The 24,491-nt window shown below is 68.5% G+C and carries 18 protein-coding genes; 13 read left to right on the top strand and 5 right to left on the bottom strand.

From position 1 onward, the window contains the following. The first annotated feature begins 4 nt into the window (after positions 1-4). The 5 genes from ACW172_RS07735 (at position 5) to ACW172_RS07715 (ending at position 2,827) form a co-directional block, all read left to right on the top strand. Entirely contained in the window at positions 5-352 is a 348-nt protein-coding gene (locus ACW172_RS07735; RefSeq protein WP_492034599.1) for a gamma-glutamylcyclotransferase family protein, read from the top strand. Between the two features lie 8 nt (positions 353-360). Continuing rightward, positions 361-681: a 2Fe-2S iron-sulfur cluster-binding protein gene (locus tag ACW172_RS07730; protein WP_492034598.1), complete on the top strand. Its 321-nt coding sequence runs from the start codon at positions 361-363 to the stop codon at positions 679-681. Continuing rightward, positions 682-1,482 (top strand): kinase, encoded by an 801-nt coding sequence (locus ACW172_RS07725; protein WP_492034597.1) that lies wholly within the window; start codon positions 682-684, stop codon positions 1,480-1,482. A gap of 61 nt (positions 1,483-1,543) precedes the next feature. Beyond that, the gene (locus tag ACW172_RS07720) at positions 1,544-1,873 is read left to right on the top strand and encodes a PilZ domain-containing protein (RefSeq protein WP_492034596.1); all 330 of its coding nucleotides are present in this window, start codon (positions 1,544-1,546) and stop codon (positions 1,871-1,873) included. Positions 1,874-1,936: 63 nt separating this feature from the next. Continuing rightward, positions 1,937-2,827, top strand: coding sequence for a LysR family transcriptional regulator (locus tag ACW172_RS07715; protein WP_492034595.1), 891 nt, complete (start codon positions 1,937-1,939; stop codon positions 2,825-2,827). Here ACW172_RS07715 and dapF read toward each other — a convergent pair. Next, positions 2,824-3,657 (bottom strand): diaminopimelate epimerase, encoded by an 834-nt coding sequence (gene dapF / locus ACW172_RS07710; protein WP_492034594.1) that lies wholly within the window; start codon positions 3,655-3,657, stop codon positions 2,824-2,826. The genes ACW172_RS07715 and dapF overlap by 4 nt on opposite strands. 262 nt (positions 3,658-3,919) lie before the next feature. Between dapF and ACW172_RS07705 the strand changes: the two genes are divergently transcribed. The 3 genes from ACW172_RS07705 to ACW172_RS07695 all read left to right on the top strand — a co-directional run bounded on the left by ACW172_RS07705 (position 3,920) and on the right by ACW172_RS07695 (position 9,262). After that, entirely contained in the window at positions 3,920-4,723 is an 804-nt protein-coding gene (locus ACW172_RS07705) for a potassium channel family protein (RefSeq protein WP_492034593.1), read from the top strand. A gap of 101 nt (positions 4,724-4,824) precedes the next feature. Continuing rightward, positions 4,825-7,020, top strand: a complete 2,196-nt coding sequence (locus tag ACW172_RS07700; RefSeq protein WP_492034592.1) for a prolyl oligopeptidase family serine peptidase — start codon at positions 4,825-4,827, stop codon at positions 7,018-7,020. A gap of 82 nt (positions 7,021-7,102) precedes the next feature. Beyond that, positions 7,103-9,262, top strand: coding sequence for a prolyl oligopeptidase family serine peptidase (locus ACW172_RS07695; RefSeq protein WP_492034591.1), 2,160 nt, complete (start codon positions 7,103-7,105; stop codon positions 9,260-9,262). A gap of 49 nt (positions 9,263-9,311) precedes the next feature. On the opposite strand, the gene ACW172_RS07690 is transcribed toward ACW172_RS07695, so the two are convergent. Then, positions 9,312-10,859 (bottom strand): helicase HerA-like domain-containing protein, encoded by a 1,548-nt coding sequence (locus ACW172_RS07690; RefSeq protein WP_492034590.1) that lies wholly within the window; start codon positions 10,857-10,859, stop codon positions 9,312-9,314. A gap of 107 nt (positions 10,860-10,966) precedes the next feature. On the opposite strand from ACW172_RS07690, the gene ACW172_RS07685 reads away from it, so the two are divergent. The 4 genes from ACW172_RS07685 (at position 10,967) to ACW172_RS07670 (ending at position 20,474) form a co-directional block, all read left to right on the top strand. Beyond that, the gene (locus ACW172_RS07685) at positions 10,967-12,106 is read left to right on the top strand and encodes an AI-2E family transporter (RefSeq protein WP_492034589.1); all 1,140 of its coding nucleotides are present in this window, start codon (positions 10,967-10,969) and stop codon (positions 12,104-12,106) included. A 344-nt stretch (positions 12,107-12,450) separates the two neighbouring features. Further along, complete coding sequence (locus ACW172_RS07680; RefSeq protein WP_492034588.1) at positions 12,451-13,311, top strand: outer membrane protein; 861 nt, start codon at positions 12,451-12,453, stop codon at positions 13,309-13,311. A 205-nt stretch (positions 13,312-13,516) separates the two neighbouring features. Beyond that, positions 13,517-18,403 (top strand): NAD-glutamate dehydrogenase, encoded by a 4,887-nt coding sequence (locus ACW172_RS07675; protein ID WP_492034587.1) that lies wholly within the window; start codon positions 13,517-13,519, stop codon positions 18,401-18,403. A 106-nt stretch (positions 18,404-18,509) separates the two neighbouring features. Beyond that, positions 18,510-20,474, top strand: coding sequence for an ATP-binding protein (locus ACW172_RS07670; RefSeq protein ID WP_492034586.1), 1,965 nt, complete (start codon positions 18,510-18,512; stop codon positions 20,472-20,474). 70 nt (positions 20,475-20,544) lie between these two features. Here the strand turns inward: ACW172_RS07670 and ACW172_RS07665 are convergent, their stop codons facing one another. Further along, complete coding sequence (locus ACW172_RS07665) at positions 20,545-22,005, bottom strand: hypothetical protein (protein ID WP_492034585.1); 1,461 nt, start codon at positions 22,003-22,005, stop codon at positions 20,545-20,547. A gap of 247 nt (positions 22,006-22,252) precedes the next feature. After that, the gene (locus ACW172_RS07660; protein ID WP_492034954.1) at positions 22,253-22,645 is read right to left on the bottom strand and encodes a MarR family winged helix-turn-helix transcriptional regulator; all 393 of its coding nucleotides are present in this window, start codon (positions 22,643-22,645) and stop codon (positions 22,253-22,255) included. Positions 22,646-22,901: 256 nt separating this feature from the next. On the opposite strand from ACW172_RS07660, the gene ACW172_RS07655 reads away from it, so the two are divergent. Next, positions 22,902-23,456, top strand: a complete 555-nt coding sequence (locus tag ACW172_RS07655) for a DUF308 domain-containing protein (RefSeq protein ID WP_492034584.1) — start codon at positions 22,902-22,904, stop codon at positions 23,454-23,456. On the opposite strand, the gene ACW172_RS07650 is transcribed toward ACW172_RS07655, so the two are convergent. Beyond that, positions 23,434-24,411, bottom strand: a complete 978-nt coding sequence (locus ACW172_RS07650; RefSeq protein ID WP_492034583.1) for an NADP-dependent oxidoreductase — start codon at positions 24,409-24,411, stop codon at positions 23,434-23,436. The two genes, ACW172_RS07655 and ACW172_RS07650, sit on opposite strands and share 23 nt — an antisense overlap. Between the last annotated feature and the right edge of the window lie 80 nt (positions 24,412-24,491).

Raw genomic sequence — 24,491 nt, 5'->3', positions numbered from 1 at the left:
TGAGATGACCGGGGTCCTGCTCTTCGCCTATGGCACGCTGCAGGACCCCGCGATCCAGATTGCTCATTTCGGCCGCCGGCTGACGGGCAAACCCGACCGCCTCGACGGCTTCACCCGATCGACCCTGACCGACGGCGACGCCGTCTATCCCGTCCTGATCCCGGGCGGCCCGGCCCCCGCAATCGTTGACGGCGTGGTCTTCCAGATCACCGAAACCGACCTCGCCGCCGCCGACGCCTATGAAGGCGACCTCTACCGCCGCATCATCGTCCGCCTCGCCTCGGGAACCGAGGCCTGGGTCTATGTCGCGGCCGACACCCGGGCGCTTTGCCTCTCTCCTCACCCTTGCTAAGACGCGCCATGGCCAAGATCACCTACATCCAGCACGACGGCGGCGAGCAGACCGTGGAGGTCAAGAACGGCCTGTCCGTCATGGAAGGCGCGATCCGCAACAACGTCCCGGGCATCGACGCCGACTGCGGCGGCGCCTGCGCCTGCGCCACCTGCCACGTCTATGTCGATCCCGACTGGCTGCAGGAGGCCGGCAAGGCCAGCGCCATGGAGGAGTCGATGCTGGACTTCGCCGAGAACGTCGAGCCCAACTCCCGCCTGTCCTGCCAGATCCGCGTCTCGGACGCGCTCGACGGCCTCGTCGTCCGTCTGCCGGAAAGCCAGCACTAGGTGATCGACCCCCGGCTTGAGGACCTCGCCGGGACCCTGATCGCGAACCATGCCCGCCCCGGCCATACGCCTCTGATCGGCGTCGCCGGGGCGCAAGGCTCCGGCAAGACCACCCTCGCCCGCTCGCTCGCGGTGGCCCTCGGCGGCGTCCAGCTGTCCCTCGACGACGTCTATCGGACCCGGGCCGAGCGCCAGACCCTGGCTCGCGACCTGCATCCGCTGCTGGCGACGCGTGGCCCGCCCCTGACCCACGACCTAGACCTGCTGGCCGCGACCATCGCCGCCCTCAGGGCCGCCGGGCCGGATACCCAGACGCCCCTGCCCGCCTTCGACAAGCGCGCCGACGACCGCCTGCCGCCCGACCAGTGGCCCGTCTTCACCGGCCGCCCGTCCGTCATCCTGATCGACGGCTGGTGCCTCGGCGCCCGTCCTCAGCCAGACGCAGACCTCGTCGAATCCATCAATGATCTTGAGCACGAGCACGACCCCGACGGCCGCTGGCGGCGTCTGGTCAATGATGCACTGGCGACCGACTACGCCCGCGCTTTCGCCGCCTTCGACGCCATCCTCTTCCTCGCCGCCCCGTCCTTCGACGTCGTGCTGGACTGGCGCTGCCAGCAGGAGGCCGACCTTCTGGGCCTCACCCCCGACGCCCTGCCCGCCGCCGATCGCGCCCGCATCGCCGGCTTCATCCAGGTCTTCGAGCGGATCACCCGCTCCATGCTGGCCGGCGGCGTCGACGCCGAGGTCACGGTAACCCTCGATGCACATCGGGCGGTAACCACTCCCCTGTCACGCTAGGAGCTCAGGCGCCGCCGGGAGGGCTCTGCGACCTGAATCAAGAGTTGAGCGTTCAGTACCCATGACCATCCAGCAGGAAGATCGTCGCCTCGAGGCGCGCCGGCCCAGCCACGCCCGCGGAATCGTTCTGGCGGGCGGGTTCGAACTCGGCTGCGTGATCGTCGACCTGTCCCACAGCGGCATGAAGCTCAGGCTCGATCGCCAGATGGCCCTGCCCTCGCCGGTCGTCGTCGTCGACATCGCGGCCGGAACCGCTTGCGAGGCCGACACCGCCTGGACCAAGGGCGCCGAGACGGGCCTCAAATGCCGCACCCAGGCCTCCCTGCGCGGCCTCGTCCCGGCCCGCCTTGCAGCAGCGAGAGACGCCTGGCGGCGCGCGGGCGGGCGCTAGCCTCCGCCCTCAATCATGCGATAATCCGTTCAGCGCGGTCAGCGGCATCCGGATTTTCGAACAATGAAACCTTCGCTCGACGATCTGGCCCTGCTGGTCTCGGTGGCGCGGCATCGCGGCTTCCGCCGCGCCGCGGCCGAGCACGGCCTGTCTCCGTCCAGCCTCAGCGAGCGCATCCGGGCGCTGGAGGACGGGCTCGGGACCCGGCTCCTGAACCGCACCACCCGCAGCGTCTCCCCGACCGAGGCCGGCGAGGCCCTGATCGCCCGCGTCGGCGGGGCGCTCGAGGATCTGGATCTGGCCCTGGCCGCGACCGGCCTGCCGTCGGACGAACCCGTCGGCCGCCTGCGCATCAATGCGCCGGGCGCCGCCGAGATCGCCCTGGGGCCCCTGATCGTCCCCTTCCTCGCCGCCCATCCGGGGGTGCAGCTGGAGCTGGTCGTCGACGACGGCTTCACGGACGTCATCGGCGCGGGCTTCGACGCCGGGGTCCGCTACGGCGAGCGGCTGGACAAGGACATGATCGCCGTCCCTCTGGGCGGCCCCGAACGCTTCGTCCTCGTCGCCGCCCCGTCCCTGCTGGAAAGGGTCGGGACGCCCGACAGCCCCGAGCAGCTGGCCGCCCTGCCCTGCATCCGCATGAAGCTGCCCGGCGGGGTCGTGGTCTGGGAGTTCGAGAAGGGCGACCGCGTCATCCGCATCCATCCGGAGGGGCCGTTCACCGTCACCGACCGCGTCCTCGCCGGCCACGCCGCCCGCGACGGCCTCGGCTTCCACGCCACCTTCTCGGCCTGGGCGGAAGACGACATCGCGGCCGGGCGTCTGGTGTCGCTGTTCGAGGACTGGCTGCCGCCGTTCGAGGGCCCCTTCCTCTACTACCCCTCGCGCCGCCATGCGCCACCGGCGCTGGCCGCCTTCGTGAGCTGGCTCAGGGCGCGTCAGCGGGAGAGCTAGAAGGGCAGGCCGCCGGTCCGTTCTACCTCGACCGGGCCGGTCATGAAGACGTGGTCGGTGGCCTCATCCCAGTCGATGACCACCTCGCCGCCGTCCATGACCACCGTCGCCTTGCGGTCGGTCAGACCGCGCCGCGCCGTGGCGACCAGGGCCGCGCAGGCGCCCGTGCCGCAGGCCTTGGTCAGCCCCGCACCCCGCTCCCAGACGCGGAAGCGGATGCGGTCGCGCGCCTCCACATGGGCGAAGCCGACATTCACCGCCTCCGGGAACAGCGGATGGTGCTCGATCAGCGACCCCGAGCCGCGCACGAAGGCGTCGTCGGGCGTATGGTCCATGAAGAAGACGACGTGCGGATTGCCCATCGAGACCGCGCCCGGCGTATGCAGCACCGGCGCATCGATCGGCCCGATCTGCAGCTCGATGCCGCGCGTATCCATCTCTTCCGACAGGGGGATCTGACGCCAGTCCAGCCGCGGCGCCCCCATGTCGACGGTGATACGGAACTCACCCGCATTCGATGCCGTCGCGGGTCCGCCCAGGGTGTCGATGGTCACACTGTCCGCGCCCGACGCCTGCATCAGCATCCAGCCGACGCAGCGCAGGGCGTTGCCGCAGGTCTCCACCGCCGAGCCGTCGCTGTTCCACACCCGCATGAAGGCGTCGCCGGTCTCCGACGGTTCGATGGCGATCAGCTGGTCGAAGCCCTCGCCCGTGTCCCGGTCGCCGAGCGCGCGCACCTGCTCCGTCGTCGGCTGGAAGGGCCGGTCGAGCGCATTGACCACGACGAAGTCGTTGCCGGCGCCGTTCATCTTGACGAAGGGACGGGTCATTTCGGCCGGTATATACGCATGGTGAAGCCGGTTCCCAAATCGCCCCCGTCTTTCGTCATCCTCCGGCAAGCCGCGCCTTCGCGGCGCAGACCGGGGGACCCAGCGGCGCGCGAGAGCGCGAACCTGCCGCAAGCGACGCGTTTCGGCATCCTGCCTGAACAGATCGCCTTCGGCGCCGCGGGGTCCCCCGGTCTCGCTACGCTCGCCGGAGGATGACGAAAGGAGAGGTGCTGTTTTCGCCGACGCGCGTTATCGCTACTGCATGGCCGACCCGACCGCTCCCCCGCACAAGCATCACGGCCTGCGCCTCAAGGCCCGGCTGCGCTACCTCTATCACGGCGACAGCCTGACGGCAGTGCGGTTCCGGCTGGCGGTGATCGTGGTCGATCTGGCCATCATCGCCTTCTTCGTCGCCGCCCCCATCCTCAAGGCGCACGGCCGCGCCTTCTATATGATCGACTATGCGATCGCGGCCCTGCTGATCCTCGATCTGGCGGCGCGGATCACCGCCTTCTCGGACTGGAAGGACTGGTTCCGGCGGCCGATCAACTGGGTTGATCTGGTGGTGCTGGCCTCGCTGCTGGCGCCGGCCTGGGCCATCAACCTCGGCTTCCTGCGGATCCTCAGGCTCTGGACCCTGCTCAACTCCGACATCTTCTGGCGGACCATCGGGCGCAAGTTCGACGACACCCGGTTCGAGGAGATCACCCGCGCCCTTTCCGGACTGGTGACCTTCGTCTTCGTGGTCACGGGCTTCGTCTACACCACCTTCCGGGGCCGCCACGACGGCATCAACGGCTATCTGGACGCGCTCTATTTCACCATCGCCACCCTGACCACGACGGGCTTCGGCGACATTACCCTGCCGGGCGCCTGGGGCCGGATCCTGTCGATCGCCGTCATGCTGATCGGCATCACCCTGTTCGTGCGCCTCGGCCAGACCCTGCTCAAGCCGCACAAGGTCCACTTCCCGTGCGACGCCTGCGGTCTGCAGAAGCACGACCCCGACGCCGTCCACTGCAAGGCCTGCGGTCAGATGCTCTGCATCCCGGACGACGGCGACTGATGCGTCAATCGGCGCATCTTCCATGACAAATCGGTAATGCCTGCCGCCTTGTCGCTTGGGGCTCCACCGCTAAGGTGCCGCACCTTTCAAGGAGCCCCCATATGATGCGCTCGCTGGCCTCGGCCGCTGTTCTTCTCGCCGCAACCGGAATGACCACCGCCGCCATGGCCCAAACGACCGCTTCTCCTGCTTCCGCCTCCTCGGCTCCTCTCGCCAATCCGCCGATCCCCGAGGGCGGCTTCGCCACCTCGGACGCGACCGATCCGTATCTGTGGCTGGAAGAGGTCGACGGCGCCCGGGCCATGGACTGGGTCCGCGCCCACAACGAACGCTCGCTCGGCGTCCTCCAGGGCGATCCCCGCTACGAGACCCTGCATCAGGAGGCTCTCGCCATCGTCCAGTCGAAGGACCGTATCCCGGCCCCCGGCTTCAACCACGACGGCACGATCACCAACTTCTGGCAGGACGCCGATCATGTCCGCGGCGTCTGGCGCAAGACCACCCTTGAGTCCTACCGCACCGACGCCCCGCAGTGGGAGACGGTGCTCGACTTCGACGCCCTCGCCGCCGCCGAGGGCAAGAACTGGGTCTACAAGGGCGCCTCCTGCCTGCCGCCGGACGAGCGCCTCTGCCTCGTCTCCCTGTCCGACGGCGGCAAGGACGCCGTGGTCGTCCGTGAATTTGACAGCGTGACGAAGACCTTCGTTGACGGCGGCTTCTCCCTGCCCGAGTCCAAGGGCGGCGCCAGCTGGATCGACGCGGACACCCTGCTGATCTCGCGTGACTTCGGCCCCGGCACCCTGACCACCTCGGGCTATCCGATGATCGTCAAACGTCTGAAGCGCGGCCAGACCGTCGATCAGGCCGAGACCGTCTTCACCGGCCAGCCCTCGGACGTCTCCGTCTCCGGCTTCGCCCTGCGCGACGCCGACGGGGTCATCAAGGCGACCCTGATCAACCGCGGCGTCAGCTTCTACGAAGGCGAGACGTATCTGCTCAACGCCGACGGCACGACGCGCAAACTCGACCTCCCGGCCAAGTCCGACATCAACGCCCTGGTCCAGGGTCAGCTGGTCGTCACCGTCAAACAGGACTGGACCGCCCCGTCAGGCCAGACCTTCCTGACCGGCGACGTCATCGCCTGGACCCTCGACGCCTGGCTGGCCGACCCGAAGGCCCCGGCCAAACTGGTCATCCGCCCGACCGAGCGTCAGGCCATCGAGAGCATGACCGCGACGCGCAACAAACTGGTCGTGGCCCTGTTCGACAACGTCCGGGGCGGGATCGAGGTCTATGACCCGTCCGACTGGAGCCACAGCCGCATGGACCTGCCGCGCAACGTCACCGTCGGCGTCGGCTCGGCCAGCGAGACCGACGACCGCCTGTTCGTCTCCGTCGCCGGCTATCTGAACCCGTCCAGCCTCTACCTCGCCGACGCCGCCACCGGCGCGACCGCCGTGGTCAAGTCCCTGCCCGCCAAGTTCGACGCCACGGGCATGCAGGTGGATCAGTTCGAGGCCCGCTCGGCCGACGGCACCATGATCCCCTATTTCGTGGTCCATAAGTCGGACATCCCGATGGACGGCTCCAACCCGACGCTTCTGTATGGCTACGGCGGCTTCGAAAGCTCGCTCCTGCCCGGCTATTCGGCGACGGTCGGCAAGCTGTGGCTCGAGCGCGGCGGCGTCTATGTCGTGGCCAATACGCGCGGCGGCGGCGAGTTCGGGCCCAAGTGGCACGACGCGGCCCTGCAGGAGAACCGCCACAAGGCGCATGAGGACTTCCAGGCCGTGGCCCTCGACCTCGAGGCCCGCCACATCACCTCCCAGCCGAAGCTCGGCATCATGGGCGGCTCGCAGGGCGGCCTGTTCATGGGCGCCATGCTGACCCAGCGCCCGGACCTGATCAACGCCGCCGTCATCCAGGTCCCCCTGTTCGACATGCTGCGCTTCAACAAGCTGCTGGCCGGCGCCTCCTGGCAGGGCGAGTACGGCAATCCGGACGTTCCGGAAGAGCGCGCCTGGATCCAGGCCTATTCGCCGTACCAGAACCTGCGCGCCGGCATGCCCTACCCCGAGGTGTTCATCCACACCTCGACCAAGGACGACCGCGTCCACCCGGGCCACGCCCGCAAGGCGGCGGCGCGTCTGGAAGAGCTCGGCTATCCGGTCCTCTTCTACGAAAACACCGACGGCGGCCACGCGGCCGGAGCGAATCTGCTGGAAACCGCCCGCCGGATCGCGCTGGAATACACCTATCTGACGCGCCGCCTGATGGATCAGCCGGCGCAGCAGTAAGTCACTGTCGGGCAGGGTCGATGTCGTCGATCCTGCCCGAGGATCTGGGGCCCCGCCTTCGCGGGGATGAGCGGAGTTTAAAATGCGTCCTGTCCTGCTGACCCTCGCGATGAGCCTGATGGCCACCACCGCCCTCGCCCAGTCTGCGCCGCCCCACATGCCGCGCGACCTCTCCCCCGCCGGCGTCCGCGCCGCCGACGAGCATCTGGCGCTGGAGGAGGTCAACGGCACGGAAGCCATGGCCTTCGTCGCCTCCGAGAACGAGAAGAGCCTCAAGGCCCTGACCTCGGACCGCCGCTACGAACCCTTCCGCCAGCAGGCCTTCGACATCCTGTCGGCGACCGACCGGATCGCGGCGCCCTCCTTCCTCGGCGACGGCATCGGCAACTTCTGGCAGGACGCGACCAATCCCAAGGGCCTGTGGCGGCGCACGACCCTGGCCTCCTACCGCTCGGCGACGCCCGAGTGGGAGACGCTTCTCGACATCGACGCCCTGTCGAAGGCCGAAGGCAGGGACTGGGTCTGGAAGGGCGCCGACTGCATGCCGCCTGACGAGACCCGCTGCCTGATCTCCCTGTCCGACGGCGGCAAGGACGCCGTCGTGGTCCGCGAGTTCGACACCACGACGAAAACCTTCGTCGAGGGCGGTTTCAGCCTGCCCGAGGGCAAGCACCGCATCGAATGGCTCGACAAGGATACGCTGCTGGTCGCCACCGACTTCGGTCCGGGCACCCTGACCGAGAGCGGCTATCCCTTCATCGTCAAGGGGCTGCGCCGGGGCCAGACCCTGGATCAGGCCGTCGAGGTCTTCCGCGGCGCCGCCTCGGACGGCGGCTACGGCGTCAGCCCGCGCGCCTTCCGCAACGGGGCGGGCGAACTTCAGGCCGTTATCGTCTCGCGCCCGCTCGACACCTTCCGCGCCGAGACCTGGCTGCTGGACGGCTCGAAGACCATCAAGCTGGGCCTGCCGGAAAAGGTCTCCATCCACGGGATGATCGACAACCGTCTGGTCTTCACCCCGGATCAGGACTGGACCCGGCGTGGCAACGCCCGTTCCGCCGGCTCGCTGCTGGCCGTCAGCCTGAACGTCCTGCGCCCGCCGACCGACGGCAATATCTTCATGTCGACCGAGGCCGACATCGTCCTGGTCCCCACCCCGCGCCAATCCATCGAGGACGTGGCGGTGCTGGACGAGAAGATCGTCGCCACCGTCTATGACAACGTCACCGGCCACGTCGTCTCGTTCAACAACAACGGCAACCAACCCTGGACCCGGACCGTCCTGCCGGCCGCCGAGAACGCCGCCGTCCACCTGGGCTCCTTCGACCGCAAGTCGGGCCGGATCTTCTATACGTTCGAAGGCTTCCTGACCCCGCCGACCCTGGCCATCGCCGACCTGAACCAGTCGACGGCCAACGTCATCCGCTCGGCCCCGGCCCGCTTCGACGCCTCGAAGGATGTCGTCGAACAGTTCGAGGCCACCTCCTCGGATGGGACCAAGATCCCCTATTTCGTGGTTCGTCCCAAGGACGCGCCCATGGACGGATCGACCCCGACGATCATGTTCGGCTACGGCGGCTTCTCCGTCGCCTATCCGCCCGCCTACAAGCCCGAGATGGGCAAGCTGTGGCTCGAGAACGGCGGCGCCTTCGTCATCGCCAACATCCGGGGCGGGGGCGAGTTCGGCCCGGCCTGGCATGAGGCGGTCCTGCGCGAGCATCGCCAGCTGGCCTTCGACGACTTCGCCGCCGTGGCCCGCGATCTGGAGGAGCGCAAGATCACCTCGCCGCGCCGCCTCGGCATCTACGGCCGTTCCAACGGCGGGGTCCTGACCTCGGTCTCGATCACCCAGCACCCGGAACTGTTCAACGCGGCCGTCATCGAAAGCCCGCTGATCGACATGCTGCGCTACTGGGAACTGCCCGCCGGCGCCTCCTGGATCGGCGAATACGGCGACCCGCGCGTCCCCGCCGACGCCGCCTTCATCGCCCGCTATTCCGGCTACCAGAACCTGCGCAACGGCGCGCATTACCCGCGCGTCTACATCACGACGAACACCCGCGACGATCGCGTCCACCCGGGTCACGCGCGCAAATTCGCCGCCCGCCTCGGCGACATGGGCTACGACCACCTCTATTACGAAGAAACCTCCGGCGGCCACTCCAACGACGCCGACCCCGTCGCCAACGCCCGCCGCTGGGCGCGGCACTATGTGTATCTGGCGCAGCAGTTGATGGACTGAACCAAAATCCGCTCGTCCCTGCCTTCGCGGGGATGAGCGGTGGCCGGGATCACCGCTTCTTCAAACTCCCCAGCAGCCCGCGCAGCAGCTCCCGGGTGATGGTCGAACCGGCGGTGCGCAAAACCGACTTGGTCATGGCCTCGATCGGCGTCTCACGCGTCGAACGGCGCGGGGCGGCCGGAGCACGCGGGGCAGGCGCAGCCCTCGGCGCGGCGCGAGCCGCCGCCTTGTCGGCCTGGGCCTGAGCTTTCGCCTCAGCCTTCGCGGCTTCCTCCGCATCGGCGGCCTGATCGGCGGCGGCGTGGCGGGCGGCCAGCACCTCCTCGGCCGACTCGCGGTCGATCGCCTTGTCATAGACCCCGGCGACGGGGCTGGCGGCCATGACCGAGGCGCGTTCGGCGTCGGTCGCGGGACCGAGGCGGCTGTCCGGCGGGCGGATCAGGGTGCGGGCGGTGATCGTCGGCGCCCCCTTCTCGTCCAGCACCGACACCAGCGCCTCGCCGGTGCCCAGGGCCTGAATGGCCTCGGCCGTGTCGAAGGCCGGGTTGACGCGGAAGCTTTCCGACGCCGCCTTCAGACCGCGCTGGTCGGAGGGGGTGTAGGCGCGCAGCGCGTGCTGCACCCGGTTGCCCAGCTGAGCCAGGACGCTGTCGGGAATGTCGGCCGGGTTCTGGGTGATGAAGTAGATCCCCACCCCCTTGGAGCGGATCAGCCGCACCACCTGCTCGACCTTTTCCAGCAGGGGCTTGGGCGCATCCTTGAACAGCAGATGGGCCTCGTCGAAGAAGAAGACGATCTTCGGCTTCTCCGGATCCCCGACCTCGGGCAGCTGTTCGAACAGCTCCGACATCAGCCACAGCAGGAAGGCGCCGTACAGGCGCGGGCTGTTCATCAGCCGGGTCGAATCCAGCACATTGACCTGACCCCGGCCGTCCAGACTGGTGCGGATCATGTCGGTCAGGCGCAGGGCCGGCTCGCCGAAGAAGGCGTCGCCGCCGTCCTGTTCCAGCTGCAGCAGGGCGCGCTGGATCGAAGCGATCGAAGCCGGGGCCACATTGCCGACCTCACGGCCGATCTTCGCGGCGTTCTCCGCCACATAGGTCAGCATGGAGCGCAGGTCGTCGAGGTCCAGCAGCAGCAGGCCCTCCTTGTCCGCCACATGGAAGGCGACGGTCAGCACCCCCTCCTGCACGTCGTTCAGGTCCATCATCCGCGCCATCAAGAGCGGCCCGATCTCGGACACCGTCGCCCGCACCGGATGCCCCTTCTGGCCGTACAGGTCCCAGAACACCGTCGGCGCCGCCTTGGGATTGAGCGTCAGCCCCATCCCCGTCGCCCGGGCGATCAGCTTCTCGCTCGGCGCGCCCGGCTGGCTGATGCCCGAGAGATCGCCCTTCACATCGGCGCAGAAGACCGGCACCCCGGCGTCGGAGAAGCCCTGCGCCAGGATCTGCAGGGTCACGGTCTTGCCCGTGCCCGTGGCGCCCGCGATCACCCCGTGCCGGTTGGCCCTCTGCCACAACAGGATCTCGGGCACGCCTGCCCCCGTGTCGTTGGACTGGCCCATGAACAGGCCGGTTGCGGGCAGGTCGGACATCGCGAAGGCTCCAGTGATGCTGCTGGATTAGCGCAGCCGTTCACGGCGTAAAAGCGTTGGACTGTAACATGATTGACGCCGCCTCCCCGGCCCCCGAAGGTCGCCTGATGAAACCGCCCGTCACCGTCGCCACCCCCGTCGTCGCCCGCAACGCCCTGGTTCTGATCGCCGTGGTGGTCACCGCCGCCGCCCTGGTCTGGCTGTCGGACATCCTGACGCCCCTGGCCATGGCCATCTTCCTGATGATCGTCATCGACGGGGTGAAGCGCTCGATCGAGGACAAGACGCCCCTGCCGCACCGCTGGGCCGGCATCGCCGCCCTGATCGTGGTGGTCCTGCTCTTCGCGGGCTCCATCGCCATCATCATCTACGGCGCCTCCGGATTCTTCGGCGAGGCCTCGGGCGTGGCGACCAATATCGGGCCGCGCATCGACCAGATCCTGCGCGACGGCTCGGCCCTGCTGGGCATTCAGCATCCGCCGACGCTGCAAGTCCTGATCACCGGCATCGATATCCGGGGCTATCTGACCACCGTGGCGCTTCAGGCCCAGGGCGTCCTCTCCGGCGCCTTCTTCGTCCTCGTCTATCTCGGCTTCCTGCTGGCGTCGCAGGGCGGCTTCCGCAGGAAGCTCGTCGCCATGTTCCCCGAGAAGCTCCAGCGCGCCGAGGCCATGGAGGTCTTCCAGCGCGTGCGCGGCGGGGTCGAGGGCTATATCTGGGTCCAGTCGGTGACCGGCGCGATCATCTGCGTCTTCGCCTGGATCCTGATGAAGGTCGTCGGCCTCCAGAACGCGGAGTTCTGGACCTTCGTCATCTTCATCGTGGGTTTCATCCCGGTGCTGGGCGGCGCCGTTGGCGGTCTGGCCCCGCCCCTGTTCGCCCTTGTCCAGTTCCAGAGCTACTGGCCGGCCATCATCCTGCTGGTCGGGCTCCAGATCATCCTCTTCATCGTCGGCAATATGATCCAGCCGCGCATGCAGGGCGACAACCAGAACATCGACCCGGTCGCCGTCCTGTTGTCCCTGGCCCTGTTCGGCAAGATGTGGGGCGTGGTCGGCATGTTCCTGTCCACCCCGCTCGCGGTCATGGCCATGGCCATCCTGGCCGAGTTCAAGGGCTCGATGTGGATGGCCGTCCTCCTGTCCGGCGACGGCGCCCCCTATGCCGACGAGGCCGAGAAACAGGCCACGGCCGCCAGGACCCGGGCCAGCCGAAAGCGCGTCAAGCCGCCGCAGGAGACAGCCTAGCCCCCGCCCCTTGAACCCCTGCTGACGCCTTCCTATCTGGGTCTCAGACGACGCGGGCCTCCCCTCCCCCCTCCGGGGTTCGCGTCGAACCGGGACGGCGCCCTTCCCCCCTCCAGCGCCGATCCCCAAAGCAGGCCGTCGGACCCCCCGTCCGGCGGCCTTGTCTTTTAGTTCCATCCAGATCGTTGTTTTTCAAAGCTAAAAACTGACGTTCCGCGACCTGCGGCGCATTGGCGCAGGCCTCGGCCAGCCTGCATCCCGCTTCGTACCTGTTCCGTTAGGACCCGCGACGCCGCCCGTGACCCTCGGGGGCAAACGCTCAGCACACGGACAGGATCTTCCCGATGACACGCACCCTCGCCCTTCTCGCGACCGCCTCGACCCTCGCCCTCTTCGCCGCCCCGGCGTCGGCCCAGACCCTGTTCGGCCAGTCCGGTCCCGACAGCTGGACCGGCCCCTATGTCGGCGTCTTCGGCGGCTTCACCCAGCAGAACGGCCAGGGCGACGAGCGACTGCGCTTCGACCGCAATCTGGATGGGAACTACGGCGACACCGTCACCCTCGCCTCGCCCGCCGGTGCCGACGCCTTTTCGCCCGGCTATTGCGGCGGCGCGGCCAACTCCAACGCCGCCGCGGGCGGCTGCGACAAGGACGCGCCGGGCACGCAGGGCGGCGTCCGCGCCGGCTACGACTACCAGATGGGCAGCTTCGTCGTCGGCGTGGTCGGCGACTACAGCGCCGGCAATCAGGAAGACAGCGTCACCGGCTTCTCCACCACCCCGGCCGCCTATGTCTTCACCCGCACCCTCAACAATCTCGCCGCCATCCGCGCCCGCGTCGGCTACGCCTACGGCCCGGCCCTGATCTATGCGACCGGCGGCGCCGCCACCGCCGAGGTGGAGAACCGCTTCTTCACCACCAACGGCGCCAACACCTTCACCGCCCGCGTCGATGACGACCGCGCCGACGGCTACCAGCTGGGCGGCGGCGTCGAATATTCCCTGACGCCCAACCTCAGCGTCACCGGCGAATATCTCTACAGCTCGCTCGACGCCGGCGACCACGTCATCCGCGTGACGCAAGGCTCCGCCCCGGCGACCAACCCCTTCGTCCTGGCCCCCAACACCACCGGCACGGACATGATCCGCTCCAACTCCAAGTTCGGCCTGCACGCCTTCAACATCGGCATGAGCTACCGCTTCTGATCCTGTCGGAGGTTTGTCCCGGTTCGGACAGACTTATCGGCGATAACCATGGCCGGGCCTGCGAAAGCGGGTCCGGCCGTGTCGTTTCCGGCTTCCAGAGGGCGCCGGTCGGGCCTAATCAGCCATTCATTGATCCGAAGCTTCAACGGCCTATCGTGTCGTTGACCCCCTTGCGGCTCCGGCCGCGCCGAATGAGACCCTGCCCATGTCCGGCGACCTTCGCTCCGTCCCTCAGGCGATTTCCCTGGAGGCGCTCGAAGAGGCGTTCGCCAGGGCCGGAGGGGGGAGCGGCGCGCTGCAGTCCTCCTATCTGTCCCAGGCTCACGAGGACTATGCCGACGACGAGACGCCCGAGCTGGGCGGCGCCGATCTGGCCGCCCTTCTGGCCCGGGTCTGGACCTCGGCCGATGCGCGCAAGACGGGTGAGGCCGCCCGCGTCTCGGTCCAGCCGCTCGCCGCCGCCGACGGTTCGGCCACCGGCTATGACGTCATCGCCATCGTCCAGGACGACCGCCCCTTCCTCGTCGACAGCGTCATGGGCGAGCTGGCCGACGCCGGGGTTTCGGTCCGCGCCCTCTTCCACCCGGTCGTGACCCTCGGCCGCGACGCCGCCGGCGCCCGCACCGCCGGGACCGACCGCGAATCGATGATCGTCGTGGTCATCGACCCCCTGCCCGCCGAACGCCGCGAGGCCCTGTCCACGGCCCTGACCGAGACCCTCGCCGACGTTCAGGCCGCCGTCGCCGACCACGGCGCCATGCACGAGTTGATGGAGCGTTCGGTCGCCCATCTGGAGGCCTGCCCCGGCACCGTCGACCCGACCGTCGTCGCCGAGACCCTGGAGTTCCTGCGCTGGCTCAACGCCGACCACTTCGTCTTCCTCGGCGCCCGCGACTACGACTATCCGCGCACCGCCGACGGCGGCTATGCCCATGAGGAGCCTCTGGGCCAGGTCTCGGCCGGGGTCGGGGTCCTGCGCGATCCGTCGCGCACCGTTCTGCGCCGCACCTCCGAGCCCGCCATCCTGACCGCCCAGATGAAGCGCCAGATGGACCTGTCGGACCCGGTCACCGTGGCCAAGGCCAATATCCGCAGCCGCGTCCACCGCCGCGCCTACATGGACTATATCGGGGTCAAGCGTTACGGCGCCGACGGCCGCCCCTCGGGCGAGACCCGCTACGTCGGCCTGTTCACCGCCGAGGCCTATGACAGCGCCGCGTCGCAGGTGCCCCTGATCCGCGCCAAGGTCGCCGGCGCCCTCGCCCGCGCCGGCAAGGCCCCGGGCAGCCACAACGAGAAGCGCCTCAAGAACATCCTCGAGAACTATCCGCGCGACGAGCTCTTCCAGATCTCCGAGGACGAGCTGCTCAACATCTCGCTGGGCATCCTCCACCTCTACGACCGCCCGCGCATCAAGACCTTCACGCGTCAGGATCCGTTCGACCGCTTCATCTCGGTGCTGGCCTTCATCCCGCGCGAGCGCTTCGATTCCACCGTGCGCGAGCGCATCGCCCGCATCCTCGCCGCCGCCTGGGGCGGCCGCCTCTCGGCCTGGTATCCCCAGCTGTCGGACGCGCCTCTGGTGCGCATCCACTACATCATCGGCGTGACCCCCGGCGATCACCCGACCCCGGACCCGGTCGCCCTGGAAGCCGCCGTCGCCGAGGCCGGCCGCAGCTGGATCGACCGTTTCGAGAGCGCCGCCCGCGACGCCGAGATCGACGAGGCCCAGATCGGCGCCCTGTCGGCCAAATGGGCCGAGGCCTTCGGGGCCGGGTACCGCGACCGCTATGACGCGGCCGAAGCCGTCGCCGACCTGCAGGAGATCGACCGCCTGAACGCCACGGGCGCCGTCGGTTCCGGCGAACCCGTCGCCGTGCGCGCCTTCCGCGCCACGGGCGACAGCGAGCTGCAGTTCCGCTTCAAACTCTACCACCGCGGCGCCGCCGTGCCCCTGTCCGACGTCCTGCCGGTGCTGGCCGACATGGGTCTGAAGACGCTGGAAGAGTTCGGCCACGCCATCCGCCCCACCGGCGACACGGAAATCCACGTCCACGAATTCCTGCTCGAGGACCCGCGCGGCGCGGCCCTGTCGTTCGCCGACATCAAGGCCCCGTTCGAGACCGCCTTCACCGCCGTCTGGACCGGCCTGACCGAGAGCGACGGCTTCAACCGTCTGGTCATGGAGCTGGGCGTCGACTGGCGTCAGGCGGCCCTGGTCCGCACCCTCGCCCGCTATCGTCAGCAGACCGGCCTCGACCCGTCGCAGGCGGTGCAGGAAGAGGCCCTGACCCTCTACCCCGACGTGGCCCGCGCCATCGTCTCCCTGTTCCACTGCAAGTTCGACCCGTCGCTGGGCGGTTCGGCGGAAGAGCGGGAAGCCGCCTGCACCGAACTGTCGGACAAGATCACGGCCCTGCTGCAGGACGTGAAGAGCCTCGACCACGACCGGGCCCTGCGCCGCCTCGCCCTGCTGGTCGGGGCGATCAAGCGCACCAACTTCTACCAGACCACGGTCGAGGGTTCGCCCAAACCGCACATCTCGATCAAGATCGCCTCGCGCGAACTCGACGACCTGCCCCTGCCCAAGCCCTATCGCGAGATCTTCGTCTGGGCCCCGCACATCGAGGGCGTCCACCTGCGCTTCGGCCCCGTCGCGCGCGGCGGCCTGCGCTGGTCCGACCGCCGCGACGACTTCCGCACCGAGGTCCTGGGTCTGGTGAAGGCCCAGCAGGTCAAGAACGCCGTCATCGTCCCCGTCGGCTCCAAGGGCGGCTTCTTCCCCAAATACCTCTCGGCCATCGTCCGTTCGGGCGGCGACCGCGACGCGCAACAGGCCGAGGCCATCCGCGCCTACAAGACCTTCCTCTCCGGTCTGCTCGACATCACCGACAATATCGCCGCCGACGGTTCGGTGGTGCGTCCGGCCAATGTCGTCGCCTTCGAAGGGGATGACCCCTATCTGGTCGTCGCCGCCGACAAGGGCACGGCGACCTTCTCCGACATCGCCAACGGCGTCTCGGCCGACTTCGGCTTCTGGCTGGGCGACGCCTTCGCCTCGGGCGGCTCCATCGGCTACGACCACAAGGCCATGGGCATCACCGCCCGCGGCGCCTGGGAGGCGGTCAAGCGCCACTTCCGCGAGATCGGCAAGGACATCCAGTCCGAGCCCTTCACCGCCGTCGGCGTCGGCGACATGTCCGGCGACGTCTTCGGCAACGGCATGCTGCTGTCGAAGGCCACGAAACTGGTCGCCGCCTTCGACCACCGCGACATCTTCATCGACCCGACGCCCGATCCGGCCTCGTCGTGGGAAGAGCGCAACCGCCTGTTCCAGCTGCCGCGCTCGTCCTGGCAGGACTATGACAAGGCGAAGATTTCCGAAGGCGGCGGCGTCTTCTCGCGCGGCGCCAAGTCGATCCAGCTGACGCCCCAGATCAAGGCCCTGCTGGAGATCGCCGAGGACACGGTCGATCCCGTCACCCTGATGCGCGCCATCCTCAAGGCCCCCGCCGAACTCCTCTACCTCGGCGGCATCGGCACCTATGTGAAGGCCTCGACCGAGACCGACGCCCAGGTCGGCGACAAGGGCACCGATGCGCTGCGCATCGACGCCGGCGAACTGCGGGTCAAGGTGGTCGGCGAGGGCGCCAACCTCGGCTTCACCCAGGCCGGCCGCATCGAATACGGCCGCAACGGCGGCCGCTCCAACACCGACGCCATCGACAACTCGGCCGGGGTCGACACCTCCGACCATGAGGTCAACATCAAGATCCTGGTCGGATCGGCGGTCACCAACGGCGTCCTGCCGGCGGACCAGCGCACCGCCCTGCTGGCCTCCATGACCGACGAGGTCGGCCTCAAGGTCCTGGTCCACAACTACGACCAGACCCTGGCCCTGACCCTGCAACAGGCCGAAGGCGCGGGCGCTCTCGACGCCCAGCAGCGCTTCATGCAGGCCCTGACGGCGCGCGGCAAACTCGACCGCAAGGTCGAGGGCCTGCCCAACGACCTGCGCGTCAATGAGATGAAGGCCTCGGGCACGCCCCTGACCCGGCCCGAGCTCGCCGTTCTGATGGCCTATTCCAAGCTGGAGCTGGCCGACGAGATCGTGGCCTCCTCGGCCCCCGAGGACCCCTTCTTCGAGGAGACCCTGGTCCGCTACTTCCCGGCCCCGCTGGCGAAATACGAGGACCAGATGAAGGGTCACCGGCTGCGCCGCGAGATCGTCGCCACCGTCCTCTGCAACGAGATCGTCAATATGACGGGCCCGACCTTCCCGGACCGTCTGAAGGCCTCGGCCGAGGTCGACACCACGGCACTGGTCATCGCCTTCGAGGCCGCCCGTCGCGTCTTCCGCCTCGACGAGGCCTGGGCCGCCGTCAACGGTCTGGACCTCAAGATCCCGGCCGAGACCCAGACGGCGCTGTACACGGAAATCTCCACCGTCCTGCGCCGCCAGACCTTCTGGCTGGCCAAGCGGGCCGGCCGAGAGGGCGTCACCGTCGACAGCCTGATCGCCGCCTACCGTCCCGCCGCCGACGCCCTGCGTCAGGAAGGCGGCGGCGTCCTGTCCCGCTTCGAACAGGGTCTGCTCGACAAGCGCCTGCAGAAGTTCGCGGCCATGGGCGTGGGCGAGGATCTGGCGAAGACCATCGCCATGCTGCGTCCGCTGGTCGCCACCGCCGACATCGGCGATCTGGCGAAGGAAGCCGGCTGGTCCGAACCGGCCATGGCGCGCCTCTATCACCAGGTCGGCGCCGCCTTCGACTTCGACCGCCTGCGCGCGGCCGCCGGCGGCATCCAGTCGGGCGATCATTTCGACCGTCTGGCCGTGCGTCGCCTGATCGAGGACCTGATGAGCGAACAGGTCGCCCTGACCCGCGCCGTCGCCAAGGCTTCCGACGCCTCGGTCGGCGCCTCGGAACAGGCCGCAGAAGATGCCGTCGAGAAATGGATCGGTTCGCGTCAGGCCGTCGTCGAAGGCGTCCGCGCCTCCGTCGACGAGATCGAGGCCTCCGGCTCCGGCTGGACCTTCGCCAAACTGACCATCGCCAACGGGGCCATCCGCTCCGTCGCCGCCTCGGTCTGATGCCGTACAAAAAATCGCTCCGGCGGCGTGAAAGCGTCACCGGAGCGGTTTCGGTTCACCGCTGGTAAAACCTTTCGGGAATACAAGGGTGTTCATGGAAACCACCATGGCCACCGAACCCACCGCCTTGCCGGCGCTTAAGCCCGGCTATCTGTGGCGCGCCATGGAGCATTCGGCGGTCGGCACCGCCCTGGTCGGCCTCGACGGCGGCTGGCTGCGCATCAACGCCGCCCTGCGTGCCTTCCTCGGCTATACCGCCGAAGAGCTGTTCGGCCTGACCTTCCAGGACGTGACCCACCCTGAGGACCTCCACAGCGACCTCAGCCTGCTGGAATCCCTCGTCGCCGGCGACATTCCCTCCTACCAGATGGAAAAGCGCTATATCCGCAAGGACGGCGGCGTGGTCTGGGCCCAGCTCAGCGTCGGCCTCGTGCGCGATGACGACGGCGCCCCCCTCTTCTTCATCTCCCACGTCCAGGACATCGGCGCGCGAAAGGCCGCCGACGCCGAGCGGCTGCGCCTCGCCGAGCGCGCCAACCTCGCCGTCAAGGCCGCCGAGATCGGCATCTTCGAATGGGATCTGGTCACCAACGCCCTGAGCTGGTCGCCGGAGATGTTCGCCCTCTACCGCGTCGCCCCGCCCTCCGGCGAACTCGACTTCGCCTTCTTCGCCCGCAACCTGCACGAGGACGACGTCGGCCCGCTGGAAGCCGCGATCCAGAACGCCCTGGTCACCGACGTCATCGACACCGAGTTCCGCATCCGCCGCCTCGACGGCGACATCCGCATCATCAAGGTGCTGGGCCGGGTCCACCGCGCCGCCGACGGCGCGCCGGAACGCCTCATCGGCGCCAACTGGGACGTCACCGAGGCCCGCCTCCTGTCGCAACAGGCCGAAGCCGCCAGCCAGGCCAAGTCCCAGTTCCTCGCGGTCATGAGCCACGAGATCCGCACCCCGATGAACGGCATTCTCGGCATGGCCCAGGCCATGGCCGCCGACGCCCTGCCCGAAGCCCAACGCGCCCGGCTGGAGATCATCTCGGAGTCCGGCGAGGCCCTGCTGGCCATCCTCAACGACATTCTCGATCTCTCCAAGGTCGAGGCGGGCAAGCTGGATCTGGAGGTCGTGCCCTTCGACCTCGGCCGCCTGCTCAACAGCCTCTCCCAGACCTTCGCCGCCACCGCCGGCGACCGCGGCCTGAAGCTGGACGTCGACCTCGGCTCGGCCGCCGGCGTCTATGAGGGCGACCCGACCCGCCTGCGCCAGATCCTGTCCAACCTCGTCTCCAACGCCCTGAAATTCACGGCCCAGGGCGGCGTCACCCTCAAGGCCCGCCGCGCCGGCGAGAGCCTGACCCTCGAGGTCATCGACACCGGTCAGGGCATGGACGACGAGGTCCTGAACCGCATCTTCACCCCCTTCGCCCAGGCCGACAGCTCGACCACCCGCCGTTTCGGCGGCACGGGTCTGGGCCTGTCGATCGTTCGCGAACTGGCCCGACGCATGGGCGGCGACGTCTCCGTGGCCAGCCGCCCGGGCGCCGGCTCCCGCTTCGCCGTGGTCCTGCCCCTGCCCTTCATCGGCGAGGCCGAATCCCCCGCCGACGAGGCGCAAGAGACCGCCGACGCCCCGCTCCCGGCCCTGCGCGTCCTCGCCGCCGAGGACAACGCCACCAACCGTCTGGTGCTGCGGACCCTGCTCGGCCAGCTCGGCGTCGAGGTGACCATCGTCGAGGACGGTCAGGCCGCCGTCGAGGCCTGGCGCGCCGGTCCCGCCGAGGGCGGCGCCTGGCACCTGATCCTGATGGACGTCCAGATGCCGATCATGGACGGCTTCACCGCCGCCCGCACGATCCGCGACATCGAGCGCAGCCTCGCCCTGGACCCGACCCCCATCGTCGCCCTGACCGCCAACGCCATGTCGCACCACATCGAGGCCTGCCTCGAGGCCGGCATGACCCGCCTCCTGCCCAAGCCCATCGACGTCCGCCGGCTGGCCGAGACCCTGGCCGAGGCGGCGGCGGGGCTCACGGACGCGCCGGGCGGCGCCTCGGAGACCGAGGCGGCCTGATCACCGGCCAGATCCGTGGGGCGCGTCGCATGGACCCGGGGGTGTCCCGGATCCATGCGATCTTCGCGTCTCAGACCTTCGGCGCGATCCAGGCGTCGGTGATCTCGTAGTTGACGTTCATCGCCTGCACATAGACCTCGAAGCGGAAATACTGGGCTCCGGGGTCCCGCACGAAGCTGCCCTTGAAGAATTTGTAGGCCTTCTCGGCGGCGACGTTGACGACGGCGGACGAGATCACGCCGCCCGAGCCGTCCAGCTGGTGGACGACGAGCGCCAGCGGATAGGTCGGCCCCGCTGACTCGGGGGCCCGAAGCGCGGCGCCGAAGGTGAACTCACTATAGGGCGTGCTGGACGCATCGGTGTCCTGGTAGATGGACTGGCCGACGGCCGCCGACGGGATGGAGAAGAACAGCGAGCAGTTCGAGCTCTCGCGCGGCGCCTGCGGGTTCTGGTTGTAGGCCCAGTTCAGATCGCCGATCCGGTTCCAGGGCGCGATCGTCCGGCACTGGCTGCCCGACACGCCGCAGGTCCGGGTCTGGCCGCTCGAGTTCTTGCACTGCATGTGCGTGTTCGAGAGCATGTTGATGCTCGTATAGAGCGGGTCGATGTGGAATTGGGCCGGATCCCAGCTGTTGTTTTCGGCCGGGAAAATATAGGTCCAGTCGTGGCAATCGACCAGGTAGTAGTCGGTGTTGCCGAAGTGAACCGCGCCGTTATTGGTGCCGACGCCGCAGCGCTGGACCGCGACCGGATTCGGGCCGCTGACCTTGGCCGACGACTGCCAGGCCTCCCATTTGGTCTTGCCGTATTCCTTGGTGAACATGAACACCTCGATGGCGTCCGAGTTGGTGCTGTTCTGGCTGAAGTGCCAGACCTTGATCGTGTCGAGCTGCTTGCCGCTCTGGTAGAGATAGTTGGCATAGTTGTTCCACCGGGTCAGCGAGGTGCTGGTCCGGTCGACCGTCGGGCACTGGGGGAAGGACGCCGTCAGGGTCGTCGAGGCCTGACCCTGGCCGAACGGAACCGTCAGCCCCTTGGGCGCCAGGATCCACGAATCCGACAGGTCGCACTGACCGTTGCGCCAGAACGGCTGCCAGCCGCCGCCCTGATCATAGGTCCCGGCGATCGAGGCGTGATAGCCGTCCGTGCTCATCATGTCGTAGGCCGAGAAGCCGTCCGTCGGATTTCCGGGCGCGAAATAGGGCACATTGCCGGCCCGGGTGAAGAAGAAGTTGGAGACGACGCGGGTGCGCCCATAGATGTCGGCGACCGGGTAGGAATCGCTGATCTGGCCCAGGATGTCCTGCACCGGCTGGTCCCACTTATGGTAGGGCAGGGGCTCGCCCGGCAGCAGCTTTCGGGCCCGCCCCGGACAGGTCACCGGATCCTCCGTCGTCACCGCGCCCGTCGTCGCATCCGTGCAGACCTGCTGCACCAGATAGTCCTGGATCGTATCTGCCCTGGCCGCAGGGGCTCCGAACACCGCCGACCCTCCGATCAGCATGGCCGCCAACACCATTTTCCAATTCATCAGTACCCGCCCTGAATAAAACCCAGCCACGAATTATGGCGGTTCACGATACACGCGAAGCGGGATTTGGCCTCGCGGAAAATCGCGAATTCTGGCCTTGAGCGCGCTTTAGGCGACGCGCATTCCGGGTACGGAGTTATGCACCCCCACAATGTCAGGTCGTTTCAACGCCCTCCGACCGAACGCCATCGGCCCGCATCGGTCAGGCCGGGATCGGCGCCCCGGTCTGCCCCGGCGATGACGGCGGTCAGTCTGAACGGTCGGGACTCCACCCCGCCACCGCATCGCGGAATCCCTGGACGTCGCGGTTCAGCTGCACCAGCTGCGCAACCCCCATCCCGGCCGCCTCGAACAGCCTCTGCCCCAGACAGGCGCTGCGCTCCTGCAGCGCCCGGCCCTCATCACTCAGGCTGACCACCACCTGCCGCTCGTCCTCGGGATTGCGCCGCCGCGACAGCAGACCCAGCCCTTCCATCCGCTTGACCAGAGGCGTGACATTGCTGGAATCCAGCCCCAGCCGCCCGGCGATCTCTCCCACCGTCCGGCCGTCGCTCTCCCACAGGGCGTTCAGCACCAGATACTGTGGATAGGTGATCCCCAGTTCATCCAGCAGCGGCTTGTAGGCCCGGCTGATCGCCATCGAGGCGCTGTACAGCGCGAAACACAGCTGATCATCCAGCGTCGGCTTCCATCCTGATCCTCCCCCCTTGGGGGAGGTGGCTCCGAGCTCTTGCGAGGAGACGGAGGGGGCTGGCTTCGGATTCGAGGTCATGGATCAGGCGCTCCTTCAGCGCACATTCTATGTCACGACAAATAATGCTGGCCAAGCCGATCGCCACACGCTACCCATCATATGTCATGACATCTAATGTCGCATCATATTCAGGAACGCCCGCATGTCCCCCGTTGCGCCCACTCCCAACTTCCTTCGGAACTTCTATGCCCTGCGCGCCGGCGTCGCCGCCGTCTGGGTCGCCCTCGCCTTCACCGTCGGGGTTCAGAACCCCGCCCTCGGCGCCCTGCTGCTGGTCCTCTATCCGGCCTGGGACGCGCTCGCGAACCTCATCGACGCCCGCGCCAACGGCGGCCTTCGCGCCAACCTGACCCAGACGACCAACCTGGCCATCAGCCTGATCGCCACCCTCGGCATGATCCCCGGCGCCCTCTCCCTCGGCATCCATTTCATGATCGGCGTCTTCGGCGTCTGGGCCGTCCTCGCCGGCCTGTTCCAGCTCCTCACCGGCCTGCGCCGCTGGAAGACCGCCGGCGCCCAATGGGCCATGATCCTCTCCGGCGCCCAGTCCATCCTCGCCGGAGTCTTCTTCGCGATCATGTCCCGCGGAACCGCCGACCTCTCCATCGCGACGGTCGCCGGCTACGCGGGCTTCGGAGCCTTCTACTTCCTCGTCTCGGCGGTTTGGCTGACGTTCAGGCCCCGGTCAGCAGGATGAGCTTGCCGCGCGCGCGGCCGGCGAGACTGATATCGAGCGCATCGCGCCAGTCCTCCAGAGCAAAGGTCTGCGCGACCGGGATGGAGAAGCGCCCCTCCGCCGCCAGCCGCCCATAGTCGCCCAGCACGTTCCAGCGAAGCCTGAACCCGCCTTCGGACCTGATGTTTTCCGCGCCGGTCCGGGCGCCGGTCCGGGCGGCGCCTTCGACGTCGGCGACCGTCAGAACGCGCGCGGGGTCTCCGCCGGCGATTTCCACAAGATCGGGAAGGGCGCTCGCGGAGACCCCATTCAGGTTCACGGGCGCGGCGTCCAGGACGACGGCCGGGACGTCAGCGGCAAGCGTGCGGAGCCGCTCGACCATTCCGTCGCCGTGAGCGGTGACCAGAACGCCCATGGCGCGCAACGGGTCAGCGAAGGTGTCGCCAGCGGTCGCGATCACCCGGGCGCCGCGGAGGATCGCCATCTGGGCGGCGGCGAAGCCGACCATCGTACCCGCCCCGTTGATGAGCAGGGTCTGACCCGCCTTCAGATCGGCCCAGTCAAGATAACGGGCCGCGGTCTCCACGACCATGGGGAGCGCCGAGGCGGCGACGTGCGACAGGCCATCCGGGAGCCGGTCCCAATGGGACATGACGGTGTAATCGGCCGCGCCCGCGGTCGGATAATCCATGAAGGCGGACGGGCCGAACACGGCGTCGCCCGCCGCGACATCGGAAACGCCGTCCCCGATCGCCGTAACGACCCCGGAGACATCCAGCCCGATCCCGCTCGGCAGCTTTTGGGCCGACAGTCCCCGGCAAAGCGCCCAGTCAGCCGGGTTCAATCCGCAGGCATGGACGCGCACCACAATATGGCCTGCCCCGGGACGCGGCCTTGGCGCCGCCTCCAGCCGGAGAACCTCGCCGGGCTCTCCATATTCACGATAGCAGATCGCTCGCATTGTCTCGGCGGCCATGGCGTCCTCCAGAGTCCGGAAAGCCTCGGGGGAGCGTTGCCACGCGGCCCCGGGCCTGCCAATGTCAGTCACTGACATAC

It is taken from the genome of Brevundimonas sp. ALps5, assembly GCF_058681645.1.
Note: the sequence above shows the minus strand (reverse complement) of the source record. Positions and strands in the feature narration are given on the sequence as shown.

Bases quoted from the DNA above. Each gene is read 5' to 3' on its own strand.
- ACW172_RS07715 (WP_492034595.1), top strand. From the start codon at position 1,937: ATGAAACCTTCGCTCGACGATCTGGCCCTGCTGGTCTCGGTGGCGCGG.
- ACW172_RS07660 (WP_492034954.1), bottom strand. From the start codon at position 22,645: ATGGCGATCAGCCGGGCCTACAAGCCGCTGCTGGATGAACTGGGGATC.
- ACW172_RS07720 (WP_492034596.1), top strand. From the start codon at position 1,544: ATGACCATCCAGCAGGAAGATCGTCGCCTCGAGGCGCGCCGGCCCAGC.
- ACW172_RS07730 (WP_492034598.1), top strand. From the start codon at position 361: ATGGCCAAGATCACCTACATCCAGCACGACGGCGGCGAGCAGACCGTG.
- ACW172_RS07735 (WP_492034599.1), top strand. From the start codon at position 5: ATGACCGGGGTCCTGCTCTTCGCCTATGGCACGCTGCAGGACCCCGCG.
- ACW172_RS07650 (WP_492034583.1), bottom strand. From the start codon at position 24,411: ATGGCCGCCGAGACAATGCGAGCGATCTGCTATCGTGAATATGGAGAG.
- dapF (WP_492034594.1), bottom strand. From the start codon at position 3,657: ATGACCCGTCCCTTCGTCAAGATGAACGGCGCCGGCAACGACTTCGTC.
- ACW172_RS07665 (WP_492034585.1), bottom strand. From the start codon at position 22,005: ATGAATTGGAAAATGGTGTTGGCGGCCATGCTGATCGGAGGGTCGGCG.
- ACW172_RS07655 (WP_492034584.1), top strand. From the start codon at position 22,902: ATGTCCCCCGTTGCGCCCACTCCCAACTTCCTTCGGAACTTCTATGCC.
- ACW172_RS07690 (WP_492034590.1), bottom strand. From the start codon at position 10,859: ATGTCCGACCTGCCCGCAACCGGCCTGTTCATGGGCCAGTCCAACGAC.
- ACW172_RS07695 (WP_492034591.1), top strand. From the start codon at position 7,103: ATGCGTCCTGTCCTGCTGACCCTCGCGATGAGCCTGATGGCCACCACC.
- ACW172_RS07675 (WP_492034587.1), top strand. From the start codon at position 13,517: ATGTCCGGCGACCTTCGCTCCGTCCCTCAGGCGATTTCCCTGGAGGCG.
- ACW172_RS07680 (WP_492034588.1), top strand. From the start codon at position 12,451: ATGACACGCACCCTCGCCCTTCTCGCGACCGCCTCGACCCTCGCCCTC.
- ACW172_RS07705 (WP_492034593.1), top strand. From the start codon at position 3,920: ATGGCCGACCCGACCGCTCCCCCGCACAAGCATCACGGCCTGCGCCTC.
- ACW172_RS07700 (WP_492034592.1), top strand. From the start codon at position 4,825: ATGATGCGCTCGCTGGCCTCGGCCGCTGTTCTTCTCGCCGCAACCGGA.
- ACW172_RS07670 (WP_492034586.1), top strand. From the start codon at position 18,510: ATGGCCACCGAACCCACCGCCTTGCCGGCGCTTAAGCCCGGCTATCTG.
- ACW172_RS07685 (WP_492034589.1), top strand. From the start codon at position 10,967: ATGAAACCGCCCGTCACCGTCGCCACCCCCGTCGTCGCCCGCAACGCC.